The following is a 16272-nucleotide window of genomic DNA, read 5'->3' on the forward strand; positions in this document are numbered from 1 at the left end:
GCCCACAAAAAAACAGGGCAGCGTAAATACTACGCTGCCCTGTATAGTTGGTTTCTATTACACCAATTTATATCTATTTCATTTGATCGAATAAACTTTCTAGCGAAAGCCCTTGATGGCTCAACATATCACGCAGTCTGCGCAGAGCTTCTACTTGAATTTGACGAACGCGTTCTCTGGTTAACCCAATTTCTGCACCCACATCTTCAAGTGTTGATGGCTCATAGCCTAATAGCCCAAATCGACGAGCAAGTACTTCTCGTTGCTTAGGGTTTAGCTCTTCAAGCCAAGTAACTATATTGCCTTTGATGTCGTTGTCTTGAAGTGTCTCTTCAGGACTATATTCTTTTTCATCAGCAATAATATCTAGCAGCGCTTTGTCACTTTCTCCGCCTATCGGGGTGTCTACTGAAGTAATACGCTCGTTTAGACGTAGCATCTTTGTAACGTCTTCAACAGGCTTGTCTAGTGCCATTGCAATTTCTTCTGCAGTAGGCTCATGGTCAAGTTTTTGAGACAGTTCACGAGATGCACGTAAGTAAACATTCAACTCTTTGACAACATGGATAGGCAGTCGAATAGTGCGCGTTTGATTCATTATGGCCCGTTCGATGGTTTGTCTAATCCACCACGTAGCATAAGTTGAAAAACGGAAGCCTCGCTCTGGGTCGAACTTTTCGACAGCGCGAATAAGACCTAAGTTTCCTTCCTCAATAAGATCAAGGAGGGCCAGGCCACGGTTGTTGTATCGTCTTGCGATTTTTACTACAAGGCGAAGATTACTAACAATCATACGCTTTCTAGAGGCTTCACAGCCTTTGAGAGACCGTCTGGCAAAGTATACTTCTTCTTCTGCAGTGAGCAGTGGAGAGAAGCCTATCTCGCCTAGGTATAATTGAGTGGCATCTAAATTTTTTGGTTGCTCGTTTTGGTTAAAAACTGCAGTGTCACTTTCCGCTTCAATATCATCGGATACTGCATCTTCTATTTTAACTTCATCTGGTATATCAATGACTTCCAAGTCATCTTGAGATTTTGATTCTAAGGCTTTATTTGACTTACCCATGGTGAATCTCCTGCTTAAAGGTTACCTTATGACGTTTCTCCTTTGTCGCTTTCTTATTATTATTTATTTTTTTTATATTGTTACTTCTTTGGCAGGTATCGCAGCGGATCTAGTGACTTACCGCGATACCTAACTTCAAAATGAAGTTTTACCGAATCTGTGCCGCTACTGCCCATGGTGGCTATTTTTTGACCAGCATACACCCATTCTCGTTCTTTTACCAAAATGGAGTCGTTATATGCATATGCACTGAGAAAAGTGTCGGTGTGCTTCACTATAACAAGCTTACCGTAACCTCTTAATGCACTACCGGCGTAGACAACTTTACCGTCTGCTGCTGCAACCACATTACTGCCTCTTGCACCAGCAATGTCAATCCCCTTGTTACCAGACTCAGCTTTGCTAAAGGTATCAACAACCTCGCCTTCAGCAGGCCACATCCACGTCTTAACTCTATCTGGAAACCCTTTCGGTGATGTCTTTTTGACACTTGTTACCGGTTTCTTGACGCTTGTAACATTTTGTGGTTTAACATTTTCTTTACGATCAACATACGCTTGAGGATTAGGTGGGTCAATGGATCTTTTGTCTAATGGTTGTGAGGTCGGATGTGTAGACCGAGTGGTCTTGTTGGTAGTTTTATGGCGGGTAGGGGTTTTTACGATAGGTGCAGTTAAACGTAATTCTTGACCCGGAAATATGGTATAAGGCTTTGAAATTTTGTTAAATTCTGCAATATCACGATAGTCATTTCCTGTAAACCAGGCAACGGCGTAAAGCGTGTCTCCAGGTCTTACTACGTAGGTACTAGCAGTGTATTCTTCACTACCACTCTCAACTTGGCTGTTGAGAAGAACAACCGGAGCAGGTGCCTGTCTACCTGCACATCCAGCCAATATTGTTAAAAATAAGTAAATGAAAAAGCATCTAAAAGTGCTGTTTTTCATTTTATCGCAATATTAAGTACGCGATAACAGCAATCGCCACAACAGACCATCCTAGTACCTCAACATATTGACGTAATTTTTGCTCCATGGGCGCGCCTCCCCAACGCATTAACGCCGCCACTAAAAAGAAGCGGGCACCCCGTCCTACTGCTGAAGCAATCACAAAGGGGAAAAATGCCATTTGTAAAAAACCCGCGCTTACGGTGAATATTTTATACGGTATAGGGGAGAAACCCGCTAAGAAAACAATCCAAACACCGTAGGTTTCGAACCAACCTGTGGCAGTTTCAATTTTGTGTGTATAGCCCCAAGATTCAATAAGGGGAGCTAACCACGCTTCGAATGCGAAAAAACCTAACCAGTAGCCCGCGATGCCTCCAAAAATAGATGCTACAGTGACGATTAATGCAAACCGCCATGCAAGTAAGGGTTGAGACAGCGCCATAGGCGCTAGCATAACGTCAGGGGGAATAGGAAAGAAAACAGACTCTGAAAAACTTAGCCCGCCTAAATATTTTGCGGCATGTTTATGCTTTGCCCAGCGAATTGCCATGTCATAGAGAGGCCCAAAAAGCTTCACATTAATTCTCCAGCAACGAGAGGGACAAAACGTACAGATTCAATAGTCTTAGTTTGCAGCTCGCTTTCCACTCTATCAATGCATAGCAGCGACTGTTGCTCGTTTCCAACTGGAATAATGAGTCTGCCACCTTCTTTTAATTGTTCGCATAAAGATTGGGGCAAGCTCGCTGCTGCAGCGGTTACAATAATGGCGTCGTATAATCCTTTCGACTCCCAGCCTTTCCAGCCATCGCCATGCTTCATAGCAATGTTATGTAAATCTAGCTGATTCATGCGACGCTTAGCGTGAAACTGCAACGATTTTATGCGTTCAACGCTAAATACTTGCGTAAAAAGCTGCGCCAGGATCGCGGTTTGGTAACCTGAGCCCGTGCCAATTTCCAGCACTTTTTCAGGCTTATTTGGGCTCTCTAGCAAAAGCTCGGTCATTTTCGCCACTATGTAAGGTTGCGAAATTGTTTGGCCTTGGCCAATGGGCAATGCCGTATTTTGATAGGCTTTGTGTTTTAATGCGTCTGGAAGAAAAGCCTCCCTCGGCGTACCAGCAATGGCATTTAACACAGCTTGTGAACGTATTCCCTCGTTATAAAGCAGCTGCGCTAATGCGTCTCCTTTTCTAGAAGCTCTCATGATCTTGCGTACTTTCCTATATTGTTAGTGTTAGCCACGCTTTTTATTTATAAATGTTTGTCTGCTTAAACGCGGTTAATCGGAGACAGTGTTTCCACGCATTCGCGCAATACGGATGTAGCAAAGCATCCCGTTGGCAAACTAAAAGAAATCGTAAACGAATCTCCCTTACTCTGCCATGTTAATTCTTTAGGCCAAATTTTTATGGCGCGACGCTCCTGTTCAAACCCATTTTCCCTTAGAAAGGTGGTGACCTCAGGGTGCTCATTAGCGACAGCATTTTCAATTTCCGCTGCCTTAGCCTCGGTAGCTAATTGTCCTTTACCCCACAGTGGAGCAGACGGGCATACATCTTTGTCTTCATAGCGAGACTGACTTTCTTGCTCATTTTCCCGATTAATGAAGAAGCTGTTTGAGCCGGTTAATACAAGTGCGTCGCCAAGAAGCACGGTGTCGAAGGTGTTCTGTTCCATTCGATGAGAAAGTACTTCATTAAAAAGCCAGCTGCGAAGAGCGGACAGTGCCATAGACCGCTTGTTTCTGTGGCGTATCGTTTCGCCATTTACCATGCGCTCAGCCATAACCAGGTTTCCACCTCGCTGCACTTCGCCCATGTCATTCAAACGCATAACGCCAAAGCGCTGTTCACCATAATAATTGGGTACACCATGAATAGCTATCTGTTCTAGGCGTTCGATAATCGCTTCTGGATGCACAACCTGGCGTAGCGTGATGGTAAAGTGATTACCTTTGAGTTGCCCAGTACGTAACTTCTTATTATGTCGAGTTTTTTTTATGACTTTGACACCATCAAGTTGCCAATCGCTAAAGTCGAAATCATCTACTCCTGGAGCGTGTATGCCAAACCATTGCTGGGTAACTGCGTATTTATCTTTTCTACCTGCATAGCTTATTTGCCGCAGAGGAAGGCCGACAAATTTTGCTAGCTGCTCTGCAACAAAGGCAGTATTGGTATTTGTTTTTTCGATAAAAACGAATTGATGCTCACCCTCTCCGCAGGGCTCGTAGCCTAAGTCTTCTACTACCTGAAAATCGTCAGCTTGAAATTTAAAAATGCCGGTAGAGACAGGCTTGGCAAAATAGTATTGCCAGTGATCGGTGTGTAATGGCTTCATGCTTTTTCTAACAACACCACAGCGTGTGATGCAATCCCTTCTTTTCTGCCTGTATATCCAAGCTTTTCGGTTGTGGTGGCTTTTACATTGATATCGTCAATTTGAACATCGCAATCTTGTGCAATATATGCGCGCATTTTGTCAATGTGAGGCGCCATCTTTGGCGCTTGCGCCACAATAGTCATATCGGCATTGACGAGCTTGTAGCCTTTCGCTCTTGCTACGCTAACTACATTTCTAAGCAAAACTCTGCTGTCGGCACCAGCATAATTATCATCTGTGTCGGGGAAGTGCTTACCAATATCCCCCAGTGCTGCAGCACCCAGAATTGCGTCGCACAGTGCGTGCAATAATACATCGCCATCGGAATGCGCAATGAGTCCTTCGCTGTGCTCAATTTTGACACCGCCAACAACGATAGGGCCTTCACCCCCAAACTTGTGAACGTCAAATCCGTGTCCTATTCGCATGCAACTCGCGCCTCTAATTGTTGTTGAAGATAGAATTCTGCAAGGGGCAGGTCTGCAGGGTGCGTAATTTTAATATTAGCAGGGCTGCCGTTAACCATACCCACTTTGTATCCCGCGTATTCTACAGCCGATGCTTCATCAGTAATGTTGACGCCATCTGAAAGCCCTTTTTGTAAGGCCTCGCGTAATAATTGTGCGGGAAACAGTTGTGGAGTAAGAGCATGCCACAAATTGGTTCTACTTTCAGTGTGAGATATCACATTGAGCTGATTTTGGTGTGGGATATCTTCGCTTATCGCTGCTCTTTTCATTGTGTCACGTACCGGCGTGGCAAGAATTCCGCCTGTAACGGTGTTATCGCCAATGAGACTTAGTAACGCAGTAATGTCTTTATGCGATACACAGGGGCGAGCTGCATCGTGTACAAGGGCCCAGTCATCATGTTGCAAGTGCATTATTCCATTTAACACACTGTCAGCGCGCTCTTTTCCTCCATGAACTACATCAACCCGCTTGTTCTCTTTAATATCTAAGTTGGAAAAATAAATATCATCGGGACTAACAGCAAGTACCACGCTGTGAATGCTTGGGTGAGTCAATAGAGCGTCTAGGGTGTGTTCTAATATTGTTTTACCTGCAATGGTAAGGTACTGCTTTGGGCGGTCAGCCTGCATTCTGCTGCCAACCCCTGCGGCGGGAATTACCGCTATAACACGAGGCATTGTCATTGTTTTCATTTCGAATCTGCAGGAAGAATTCGGTAAAAAGTTTCTCCCTGCTTAATTAATCCCAGCTCGTTACGTGCTCTTTCTTCAATTGCCTCTAAACCAATTTTTAAATCGTTAATATCAGCGTTTAGCAAAGCATTGCGTTGAGCTAAATTGGCGTTTTGTAGGGCTTGTGTCTGTACTTCCGCTTTCCGGCTGTAGTAATCGGGAATGCTGTTTTTACCAAACCAAAGTCGGTATTGCAGCAGTCCAAAAAATAGTAACAGCAAAATGGGAAGCCATTTACCTTTTAACACACATTCACCTAACCGTTCATTGAGCGCAAAGAAAGCGCAGGCGTTTGCCTGCGCTTTGCTATTATGCCGATTACCAAGTTTGAGTCAAAGACGCTTTATTCTTCTTTGCCAAACTTACTTTTTAATTTATCGAACAATTTATTTTTTTGTTCTTCAACCACGTTGCTTAACTGCGATTTTAGCAATTCTTGAAGCGCATTGCTGTCACCCTGAGCCGCACTGAGCATACTGCCAATATCGCCCAGCTCATTAGTAAGTAACGACTGTTCGTCTCCAACCATGGCATTTAATTTCTGATTTAATTCATCTAACTTATCTTGCTGCGACGCAGTCAGTCCAGATAGCGCCATTTGTGCGAGTTGGTTATCCAGGTCAGATTTAATGGAAAAGTCTGGGTTAGCGAGCGTACCATCAAGCAACATATCCATATTTAAACTTGATAGCGATTCTAACGCTTGCGCAATAGCTTTGGTGGTATCACTTTCTCCCGCAGCTTGCATAACGAGCTGTTGAAGGTTCACTTTTCCGCTGCCAGCTAGCTTGTTGTCGGTTACCTGCATAGAACCAGTAGTTTGCATAAGCGCTGAAGTCAGCACCGCTGTTAATGACTCATTACCTGATAAAGGTATATTCGACATATTTACACCGGCAAGCGACCACTTTTGACTTGCATCTACGCCGTCACCGTCAATAAAGAATTCACCGCTAGACGTAAACGATTTCAGAAGTTCACCCGCCGCCTCAATAGTGAAGGTAGTTGGGTTTCCGAACACCTCATGTACGTTGGTTATATTGTTCCATTTACTTTTAATAGATTCGTTTTGCCAAAGTACAGAAACATTAGCTTCTTTCACCAATATAGAAGGGATATCTGCAGGAGCTTCGCTTTTTTCTTCGCCCTGAATAAGTGGCATAACAATTTGCATCGCTGCCATTAAATACTCTGTGTACTCAGCAGCTTTATCGCCAAATACAAAATAGGTGACCTGAGATAGTGCTGCCTGATCTCCGGCTATAACACCTTTTAGCAGCGCATAGTCTTGCTGCGGCGCATTCTTCAATGCTTCTACGCTGTCACTCAATGCATCTCTTGCTTGTGATGCTTTATCGGTGAAGCCTGATATTAACGCGCGATCGGCCTGCATTTCCTCTTTCAGTTTTTCAAATGCAGACTTTGCCTGAACTAGAGCTTGTGGATCTTTGTAATCGGTTTCTTGTAGCTGAGCGATTTGGGTTTTGTAATAGTCAATCCGCGATTTGTCTGGGAGCGACTCATAGTCTTCTTTTAACCCTTTACCGTACGTTTCATAAGCGGCTTTCGCATCTTCCACAGCGGCCATAGTTTTTAACGGGTTTCGTTCTAGTAATTCATCAACAGATGGTACTGCGTCTTTTGCTTTCGATTTTATTTCATCAAAAGAAAGAGAGCGCTCGGGTACTCTGTATACTTCGCCAGGCGCATTCCGCTCGGTATCAAACTGCACTTCAAGAAGATTGAGGTTGTTAACAATAACTTTATCACTGAGCAGTGGCGCAAGCTCAACGTCGGCGTTTGCATTGCCAACGAACACTTGATTGTGCGAGGGCTTAGTAGGATTTGTAAGGGCTATACCTTCTAAAGTTACCGTGGTGGGGAAAAGAGAATGATCAAAGCGTTCAATGTTTACTTCGGCGCCGTAAGACTCACCAAGCTTAGATTCCAACACTGCTTTTATGATTGTATTGGCGAACAAAAAGTAAATGGCAAAAATGGCGACAAAAAAACCGACAACCCAAAGTAATATAGGTTTGCCCTTAGCGTTACTACTCATATCTCTCTCCTTGATTCTACTTTACTGGCGAGGATAACCTCGTCCATTCAGTGTAATGTACTACCAAGAACAGTTCCATACATAAGTGTTATCAATGTTGAAGCCGTATTTCGCTAAAAAGAGGGGCTGAGCAAATCAACGATCTCTGCTGCCCCTCAGCTAGTTCGGCTGTGACTTTACAACTTAAAGCGATTAGCAATGTCCATAATCGCTAAGCAACTTGCGCGCAGCGCTTGACTAGATGCCGCTAATTCATCTGCCGTTCGCAGACTATTGTCTGCGGCTCCAGACAATGCGTTTATTCGCATGTTTGCTTCGTTGGCGGCTTCGGCCTGTTGTTCCGTCGCCCTAGCTATCTGGCTACTCATATTGGCAATATCTGTCATAAGCCTGTCCGCCTCTTGCAAGTTGTCATTAGCTTGAGCTGCACGTTCTACTGTTTTCGTTGAAGCAGATTGACTCACTGTTACAGCATCTACGGCACTTTTTGCGTGGTGCTGTAATTTTTCAATCATAGCTTGAATTTCATCAGTACTTTGCCCGGTTCTGCTCGCTAAAGTACGCACCTCATCTGCAACCACCGCAAAGCCTCTACCTTGTTCACCAGCGCGCGCAGCCTCTATGGCAGCATTTAATGCTAATAAGTTAGTTTGATCTGCAATGCCTCGAATAACGTCAAGTACTGCACCAATGCTCTCGGTTTGGGCGGCAAGCTCGGTAACTACCGTTGATACGCTCTCAATGTCCGCCGTTAGTGAGTGAATATCGGTTACGGTGCTTTTCACCACAGACGCACCGTTTTGAACGTTGCTTCTAGCGCTACTGGTACTTTTCTCTGCAGAGTCGGTGTTAGAGCTCACGTCTCTTATTTGTGTCGTCATTTCCTCCATGGCTGCGGCCACTTGCATCATATTTTCATTCTGCGTTTGTGCTTGTTTGTTACTGCTGTCGCTAGAATTTTGAACACGCTCAGCTTGCTCGTTTAACTGCGAAATATTGTCTCTTATACCAATTAAAGACTGGCGCATTTTGTCGGTATATTGATTGAAGTAACGAGCCACTCGGGTGACTTCGTCTTGACCACTTTCAGGCAAAAAGCGGGTTAAATCGCCTTCACCTTGAGAGATGTCTTTCATTCTTTCTGCAATTTCTTGTACCGGCTTAACAATACTGCCGCCAATGATGTAAATCAGTGCTACCACTAAAATTACACTGATGACACAAAACACAATTATAAGATTACGCAGGTGAGCATATTCAGCGTTAAGGTTGGTGAGATAAATACCTGAACCTATAGTCCATCCCCATGGCGAATACTCTTTAACGTAAGAAATTTTTTCCGTGGGTTCATCTTCGCCGGGAAGGGGCCACACATAGTCAACAAAGCCATCTCCTTGGGCTTTCACTTCATTTGCCATGTCGACGAAAAAAGCTTTTCCATTACCGTCTTTAAAAGTACGCAAATCACGGCCATCTAATGCGGGTTTAAGAGGGTGCATTACCATAGTCGGCGTTGAATCTTGGATCCAAAAATAGTTTCCTTCGTCGTACCTAAGTGTTTTTACAGCGGCCAGTGCTTTTTCTTTTGCCTCAGACTCCGAAATTCCCTCTATGGCGTCAAAGCTTTGCAACATGGTATGCACAACTTCAACAAGATGTTTGTTTTCGCTATACGACTTATCTTTAAGAGCTTGGTAATGCCGGTTTAAAATTATGCCAGTAAGCACTATAAAAAGAAGTGCTATCAGCGCGACAATTATTCCAAGGCGTTGGTACAAGCTAAAATTTCTTAACCACATAATACATTTACCATTTAATCGTTATTTTAGGCGTTTGTCATAAGGTTAAACGTGGGCGCAAGTTTCAAACTGCCTAGTCTCCTTTTATCAAATACAGCGATACTTTTTTAACAGCGACATTTAATTGTAGTCGTTTTTTTATGACCTATTACTCTTAATAAAAAAATGCGTTTTAAAGAATCGTAATCTGCGTCTTTTATGTGAATTTCACGTTAACAGTTTGGCTCGGTAGTAAACAGCTGAAAGTCATGACTGGAAAGGCTTTGCGGCGATTTATATTGTGCTATTATCGGCGCTACTTGCCAGACAGCTTGATCTTCATTTAGCAGTGCGAAGTTTAAACTGTATAAAGGTGCAAACGTGAAGATTCGACTTCACTTGTTTTCTTGCGATTTCCATGTAACCGTAGGCGTTATTTTTACGGCGGAAACGCTTTTTTTGTTACAGCTATTTCTACGAAAGGGTTGCAATGCTCATAAACGATACACTCCATACAACTTCGCCACTACGTCAGCGTATCCGAGACTACTACCGCATCAGCGAGTCGGTAGCCGTCGATCAAATTTTACCCATTGCAGAGGTAAACCCTCGTGCAAGAAGTAGGGCGTGGGAACGAGCAAGGAAAATGGTGCTGCAAATTCGCCGTGAACAACAGGGTCATGGTGGCGTTGACGCACTGCTTAATGAATATTCACTTTCTACTGCGGAAGGTGTTGTATTGATGTGCTTAGCCGAGGCCTTACTGCGTGTGCCAGATAGAGCGACGCAAGATGAGTTGATTCGCGACAAGCTGTCTAAAGGGCAGTGGACACCACACTTAGGCAACTCAGATTCGTTATTTGTGAATGCATCTGCATGGGGCCTTCTGTTCACCGGAAATATGGTGAACTATGCAGACAAGCGCAAAACTGAACAATTTGGTTTGTTGAAAAAGACACTGGGTCGTTTAGGTGAGCCGGTTATTCGTAGAGCTATGAACATTGCTATGCGAGTTATGGGTCGTCAGTTTGTTATGGGCGAAACCATTGAGGACGCAGTAGAGAGAGCGAAAGAGAAAGAAACCAAGGGCTATGTATACTCATACGATATGCTTGGTGAAGCCGCTCGTACTATGAAAGATTCAGACCGTTACTACGATTCGTATGTAAAAGCGATAAAAGTTATCGGCAAAGCCGCAAACGGCCGAGGCCCTAAACGTTCGCCGGGTATCTCAGTAAAGCTGTCGGCTATACATCCTCGTTTTGAATTTTCTCATCGCGAGCGCGCCATGGAAGAAATTCCACCGCGTTTGAAAGCGCTGTGTATGATGGCAAAAGAGCACGATATCGGCCTTACAGTAGATGCTGAAGAAGCTGATCGTCTTGAACTGTCTATTGATATCATTGAAGCTGTTTTCCGCGATAAAGATCTAGACGGCTGGACTGGATTCGGTCTTGCGGTACAAGCCTACCAAAAGCGAGCTATTCACGTAATTGAGCACTTGCGAGTACTTACTCTAGAAGTAGGCCGTCCTCTTATGGTTCGCTTAGTGAAAGGCGCCTATTGGGATACTGAGATCAAGCTCACACAGCAAGCTGGTTTAGAAGAGTTCCCCGTATTCACTCGTAAGTCATCAACAGACGTGTCTTATCATGCATGCGCTAACAGACTGCTTGAATATCGCGACACCCTGTATCCACAGTTCGCCACCCACAACGCTTACACTGCATCGGTTATTGTTGAGCTAGCTGGCGACGACAAAGAAGGGTTCGAGTTCCAGTGCCTTCACGGAATGGGCGATACCCTTTACGACCAAGTGGTGAGGGATGACAAAATTCAATGTCGCGTTTACGCCCCAGTTGGCGAACACGAAGACTTGCTGGCCTATCTTGTGCGCAGGCTATTAGAAAATGGCGCTAATTCATCGTTTGTAAACGCTATTGTTGACGATGAAAAGCCAGTGGAAACCCTACTTGAGGATCCAGTGGAAAAAACTCAGCGATTGAAGGTTCGTTACAACAAGCTGATTAAAACGCCGCGAGGGCTGTACGCACCAGAGCGCGACAACTCTCGAGGTTTAGATCTTACCGACACTAACGCGGTTACGGCGCTTAAGCACGAGTTAGAACGCTGGCAAGACTATTACAAAGTTACCGACGGTGTTCCTGAAGGCGCAACGCCAGTTGTAAGTCCAGCTGATAAAAACGATATCGTAGGCTACCACTATTACGCTAAGCGTGAGGACATGCTCAAAGCGCTTGATGAAACAAACGCTGGCTTCGATGCGTGGTCGAAGATGGATGTGGAAGAGCGCGCTGAAATTCTAGAGCGCACGGCCGACGCGTTAGAACGTCACATGGCAGAGCTTATTGCTATTTGTATGCGTGAAGCGGGCAAAGTTGCGCAAGACAGTATTGATGAAGTGCGTGAAGCAGTAGATTTTTGCCGTTATTATGCGGTAAGAGGCAAAGAGTTAGCAGAAGACCAACGACTTGTGCCACGGGGTGTGGTGCTGTGTATTAGTCCGTGGAACTTTCCACTAGCTATATTCCTAGGTCAGGTTGCTGCTGCATTAGTAACAGGTAACACTGTTATTGCTAAGCCTGCTGAGCAAACAAGTATGGTTGCGAAGCGCGCTGTAGATATAATGCACTCTGTTGGTTTGCCAGAAGACGCCCTTAAATTGATTATTTCACCCGGAAAAGAAGTAGGTGACACCTTGCTTCCTGACGAGCGTGTGAAGGCAGTTATGTTCACCGGCTCTACTCAAACCGGCACCTTAATCTCGCAAATGCTAGCAGAGCGTGGTGGCGAACAGGTACCACTCATTGCAGAGACCGGCGGCCAAAACTGCATGATTGTGGATTCTACCGCGCTTCCAGAGCAGGTGGTAGACGACGTTATTCACTCGGGCTTCCAAAGCGCCGGACAGCGCTGCTCGGCGTTAAGAGTTCTATTTGTACAAGAAGAGATTGCCGATGAGCTAACCGAAATGTTAATTGGCGCTATGAAAGAACTTACCGTAGGTGAGCCAACGCAGTTGTCTACTGATGTAGGTCCTGTTATTGACGAGAAAGCACTGAAGAGCCTTACTGACCACGCATCGTTTATGGAAGGTAAGAGTAAAGTACTGCATCGCAATGAAATGCCGGCAAATGCAGAAAATGGTACTTTCTTCCCACCAACGCTTTACGAAATCGACAATATTGATGTGCTTGAAAAAGAAGTGTTTGGGCCAGTGGTTCACATGGTGCGCTTCAAAGCTAAAGAGTTAGATAACGTACTAGAGCAAATAAACGGTACAGGTTACGGGCTTACCATGGGCATTCACTCGCGCATAGAAGAGCGTGCCAATGAGCTAGCTGCGAAGAGCCGTGCGGGTAACGTGTACATTAACCGGAATATGATTGGCGCTATTGTTGGTGTTCAGCCATTTGGTGGCCGAGGTCTATCTGGTACGGGTCCAAAAGCAGGTGGTCCAAACTATCTACCGAGACTCCTCATGGAGCGTGCAACGCCTAAACCATCACACATAGATGATGTTGACGGAACCGATGAAGCGCTTGTGGGTGATGAAAAAATTGCTGAGCGTGCCCAGGTTATGATGGACAAGGCGAAAGCGGTGGAAACACAGTGGCGACATACTGCGTTGAATGATCGTATTTCAATGGTGCGTCAGCTGCTAGCGAAAATTGCCAAGGTGGACATTGTTGATGAGCTTGCAGACGATTTAAACCGCACTCTTGCCACAGCGCGTCAGCAGTTAACCAGCATTGAGCGTAAATTGGCCAAACCTCAGGTGCTGCCGGGACCAACGGGTGAGTCGAACAAGCTTTACCTCGAGCCTCGAGGAATATTGGTTTGTTTTGCGGATAAGGAAGTTACCTTTGAGTATTGGTTACTGTCGATTGTAACGGCACTTTCAACTGGTAACCCCGTTGTTTCTGTTGTATCTAAAATCTTCTACGATGAAGCCGTAGAAATTCAGAACAAGTTTGAAGCAACAGGTGCCCCGAAAGGTTTATTCCAAGTGGCACGCCTTGCTCATTTAGATAGCTTGTTGATGGATGAAGACTTGTCTGGCGTAGTAGTAGACTCAAGCACAGAGCGTACGGCACGTATCACGGCCATGCTTTCGTCAAGAGAGGGCGCTATATTGCCAGTTATCAGTGCTGAATATAATGACCACCTTATTCAGCGTTTGGTCACAGAGAAAGCGATAAGTATCGACACCACAGCGTCTGGCGGTAACACATCGTTGATGACCATGGTTGAAGATGACGAATAGTCTTTAGACACTAAGAGACAAAAACGCCAGCTTGAACGCTGGCGTTTTTATGCTTAATTGCTTGTCCACATTGCTTGACGACTGCAGCCGCTTACATCCACTCGCTGCTGCGACGTCTTCTCTTAGGGAAGTAGGTAAGTAACACACCAAGTAAAATACCGCCGCCAGCCACTAAGCCTCCTCGGGTAAACCAAGTCACTAATTCGTCCTTATTGGCGCTTTCTACTTTACTCGTTAACTTTACGATTGCTGTAGCCTGCGATTCGTTCTCAGTAGACAGCTGGGTTATCTGCTGACGTGCGTCATTCAATTGCTGGCGCAGCCGAGCGCTTTCTGACTGAGAGGCTTGTAACGCACTTTGACTTTCCGCAAGTTGCTCACGAATCTTGGGCAATTGCTCAGCCCGCGACATTGTATTTGATATAAATTTACTTTCTACCCAACCTTCACGTCCGTCATTATCGGTAATTTGGGTGAATTCGGTCTCGTCATTTTGCGTTAACACCGTAATTGGCGTACCCGCTTCAATAGAGCCAAGTATACGGTAGTTCCTGCTAGGTCCCGTATGCATAAAAATGAACAAATCATCTTTTATGTAATGAGATGATGATGCTTCCAAATCAGCGATATCCTGCAGTGCAACTGCCTGAAAAGAGTACGTGAAAAGGGCAACGGCTAACCACTTTCGAATCATATAAATTCCAATTGCTCGTTTAAATCATAAAGATGGTATTGGTTGACCGACATAAAGGCAAGTTTGTTCCGTCATACAGCACTTAATAGCAGTAATTTACGCTATTGTTGGCAGGGTATAGGGCAATACACAACCTAATAGAACACATTACTGTTATTGCCAAAAACAAGCGACAAGGGTAAGGTGTCAGTACTTCAGAAGTGCCTTCACACCCGTATTCTAATATGAATACCGTTTTTCGATTAGAGCGGCGTTTTTTTAATTTTGCCGTGATGTGTAACCAAAGCTACTACTTTTACATAGAGCTAATATGTCTGAAATAAAACAATGTCAGAAATAGAATTAAAATTTGTGACCGGTGAGAATGCACAGCAGCGCTTTTCCGAGCGTTTGATCCCGCTGTTTGATAAGCAAAAAGTAACGGTTGTTTCGCACCAACAAATGCGTTTGGAAAATGACTATTACGACACCGAAAAATTCGACTTTCAACAAAACAAGATGGGTTTTCGAGTAAGAGGGAATGATGGTCGGTATGAACAAACCCTGAAAACCAACGGTGTTGTGAGTGGAGGTTTGCATACGCGGTCAGAATACAATGTCGACTTACAAACACCCACGCCAGATTTGACGTTATTCGATGCCTCTGTATGGCCTCAAGACTGGGACGTAGGCAGCAAAAACAGTAGTCTTACACGCCAGTTCAGTACACATTTCACTCGTAATGCGTATGTGGTTGAGGTAAACGGCAGCAAGGTGGAGATTGTCCTAGATTGCGGCGAAGCCATCACAGACAAAGCTAGCTCGCCAATTAATGAAATTGAGCTTGAGCTTATTGACGGCGAAGTAGACAGCCTGTTTGTTCTTGCCTTGTTGATTAATGACAACATGGAAGTGAGATTAAGCGATGTTTCTAAAGCTGCGCAGGGTTATCAGCTGCTTCACGGCTTTAATGCTAAAATTCGTCCATTGCCTAACTTTCTTGCTTTAAAAGAGAGCATTTCCACCGAAGAAGCATTTTGTCAGGCCGTTCAAATTGCATTAGCCCATTGGCAGCATCACGAGCATGTGTTTTGCGAAAGCGGAAGTATTAAAATGCTGGCAGAAGTAGCAAAAAGTATTCAGCTATTACTGCAAAGCGTGTCGCTTTATTTGCCGGTGCTGCAGTGCCCAGAATTACTTCGTCTGCATAAAAAGCTTATCGCCTACGCGCAGCAATGGGGATGGCAAGACGACCTTCAAAGCCTTCGCTATCTGCTCTCAAAGAAAAGTTTGTTTAGCAAAACACTAAGTAAGCACCCTGCCATTGTCAGCTATTTGCAGGGGCGAAAAACAGGCTTAATGCACGCTCATCAGCCAAAGCAGTTATTTTTCAATAACGAAGCGACCGATATAAAGATAGAAGCCATTCGCCTTGTACAGAGAAAGCCGTGGCAAGCTTGCTCAACGGGCTACGATCATAAAGTTTCAGACCATGCGAAGGGCTGGCTCTCACAGGGATGGCAAACTGTTCAACAAAGTATGCCTCTTAATAAAAACATGGGGCCTGCAAACTACTCAGCCATAGAAGTACTGCTTAGGCAAACCTTATGGAGTGGTTTTCTACTTGGCGATTTATTTGTAGAAGAACGGGGCAATTTCAGAGCGCCGTGGCTTGATCTTCTCACGGGTATTGATGAGCTTAACGCGCTTCTAATGTTGCACAAATCTATAGATGATGCCGAAATAGAAACAGAGGATGAGCTGCGCAAATGGACAGCTCAAAAGCTGACAACGCTGATTATTATTATGGAGCGGACTCGAAAAGTGGCGATGCAGCGCGATGTTTACTGGTAGAGAGCGTAGACGT

General features: G+C 44.8%; 13 protein-coding genes. 2 read left to right on the plus strand and 11 right to left on the minus strand.

What is annotated here, in order from left to right; genetic code table 11:
* Positions 1 to 73 precede the first annotated feature (73 nt).
* From rpoS to BM528_RS02880, 10 genes are all read right to left on the minus strand, one after another.
* Complete coding sequence (rpoS, locus tag BM528_RS02835; protein ID WP_071978572.1) at positions 74 to 1066, minus strand: RNA polymerase sigma factor RpoS; 993 nt, start codon at positions 1064 to 1066, stop codon at positions 74 to 76.
* Positions 1067 to 1146: 80 nt separating this feature from the next.
* Complete coding sequence (locus BM528_RS02840; RefSeq protein WP_071978573.1) at positions 1147 to 2013, minus strand: peptidoglycan DD-metalloendopeptidase family protein; 867 nt, start codon at positions 2011 to 2013, stop codon at positions 1147 to 1149.
* 1 nt (position 2014) lies between these two features.
* Positions 2015 to 2593, minus strand: coding sequence for a YqaA family protein (locus BM528_RS02845; RefSeq protein WP_071978574.1), 579 nt, complete (start codon positions 2591 to 2593; stop codon positions 2015 to 2017).
* A complete protein-coding gene (locus tag BM528_RS02850; RefSeq protein WP_071978575.1) occupies positions 2590 to 3225 on the minus strand; it encodes a protein-L-isoaspartate(D-aspartate) O-methyltransferase in 636 nt (211 codons plus the stop codon). Before BM528_RS02850 ends, BM528_RS02845 begins: the two co-directional genes overlap by 4 nt.
* Positions 3226 to 3290: 65 nt before the next feature.
* Positions 3291 to 4361 carry a tRNA pseudouridine(13) synthase TruD gene (truD, locus tag BM528_RS02855; protein ID WP_071978576.1) on the minus strand — a complete coding sequence of 357 codons (1071 nt, stop codon included), beginning with the start codon at positions 4359 to 4361 and terminating at the stop codon, positions 3291 to 3293.
* A complete protein-coding gene (ispF, locus tag BM528_RS02860; protein WP_071978577.1) occupies positions 4358 to 4831 on the minus strand; it encodes a 2-C-methyl-D-erythritol 2,4-cyclodiphosphate synthase in 474 nt (157 codons plus the stop codon). Before ispF ends, truD begins: the two co-directional genes overlap by 4 nt.
* Positions 4822 to 5559, minus strand: coding sequence for a 2-C-methyl-D-erythritol 4-phosphate cytidylyltransferase (gene ispD, locus BM528_RS02865; protein ID WP_071981121.1), 738 nt, complete (start codon positions 5557 to 5559; stop codon positions 4822 to 4824). The genes ispF and ispD overlap by 10 nt, the downstream gene beginning before the upstream one ends.
* Before the next feature lie 5 nt (positions 5560 to 5564).
* Entirely contained in the window at positions 5565 to 5855 is a 291-nt protein-coding gene (ftsB, locus tag BM528_RS02870) for a cell division protein FtsB (protein ID WP_071978578.1), read from the minus strand.
* Between the two features lie 95 nt (positions 5856 to 5950).
* Positions 5951 to 7666 carry a TIGR03545 family protein gene (locus BM528_RS02875; protein WP_071978579.1) on the minus strand — a complete coding sequence of 572 codons (1716 nt, stop codon included), beginning with the start codon at positions 7664 to 7666 and terminating at the stop codon, positions 5951 to 5953.
* Positions 7667 to 7842: 176 nt separating this feature from the next.
* Positions 7843 to 9465, minus strand: a complete 1623-nt coding sequence (locus BM528_RS02880) for a methyl-accepting chemotaxis protein (RefSeq protein WP_071978580.1) — start codon at positions 9463 to 9465, stop codon at positions 7843 to 7845.
* A gap of 469 nt (positions 9466 to 9934) precedes the next feature.
* On the opposite strand from BM528_RS02880, the gene putA reads away from it, so the two are divergent.
* Positions 9935 to 13732, plus strand: a complete 3798-nt coding sequence (gene putA, locus BM528_RS02885; RefSeq protein WP_071978581.1) for a bifunctional proline dehydrogenase/L-glutamate gamma-semialdehyde dehydrogenase PutA — start codon at positions 9935 to 9937, stop codon at positions 13730 to 13732.
* Between the two features lie 91 nt (positions 13733 to 13823).
* Here the strand turns inward: putA and BM528_RS02890 are convergent, their stop codons facing one another.
* On the minus strand, positions 13824 to 14426 hold the full coding sequence (locus BM528_RS02890) for a TIGR04211 family SH3 domain-containing protein (protein WP_071978582.1): 603 nt from the start codon (positions 14424 to 14426) through the stop codon (positions 13824 to 13826).
* Between the two features lie 327 nt (positions 14427 to 14753).
* On the opposite strand from BM528_RS02890, the gene BM528_RS02895 reads away from it, so the two are divergent.
* Positions 14754 to 16259, plus strand: coding sequence for a CYTH domain-containing protein (locus BM528_RS02895; RefSeq protein ID WP_071978583.1), 1506 nt, complete (start codon positions 14754 to 14756; stop codon positions 16257 to 16259).
* Positions 16260 to 16272: the final 13 nt, after the last annotated feature.

The sequence above is a fragment of the Alteromonas sp. RW2A1 genome (assembly GCF_001886475.1).
GTDB lineage: Bacteria > Pseudomonadota > Gammaproteobacteria > Enterobacterales > Alteromonadaceae > Alteromonas > Alteromonas hispanica.